The 368-nt window shown below is 40.8% G+C and carries 1 protein-coding gene; it reads right to left on the bottom strand.

Annotated features, from left to right (window positions below; translation table 11 throughout):
* On the bottom strand, nucleotides 1-368 hold a 368-nt coding region (locus tag HMPREF2701_RS06900), incomplete at both ends, for a G5 domain-containing protein (protein ID WP_148130520.1).

The following is a 368-nucleotide window of genomic DNA, read 5'->3' as shown; positions in this document are numbered from 1 at the left end:
TCTTCAGGACTTGAAGAAGTAATTGGTTTTTCAGGTTCTTTTGGTAGAAGGTACTTAGGAAGAGTCACAACTGGTGGAGTATCTGTTCCTACAGAACTTTGTTTAGTCCCAACTTCAATCACTCGGTCTAGAGCTGGAGTTGATTCGGTTTGAACTACCTTACGATTGCTGCCATCTACTTCGATATACTCGATTATAGCACCATCTTTCCCTTCTGATAGAACTTGTTCTTTCCCTTTGTCTAATTGTGGATTTTCGCGACGGATAGTCTTGAATGGTACTGCCTTCTTAACAATCTCCAAACTTGGGAGTTGGAAGACAAGCTCTTTAACCCCTTCTTCAGGACTTGAAGAAGTAATTGGTTTTTC

Origin of the sequence: Streptococcus sp. HMSC077D04 (assembly GCF_001808785.1) — a bacterium.
GTDB lineage: Bacteria > Bacillota > Bacilli > Lactobacillales > Streptococcaceae > Streptococcus > Streptococcus mitis_BX.
The sequence above is the reverse complement of the archived record's forward strand: the minus strand, read 5'-3'. Positions and strand labels throughout refer to the sequence as shown.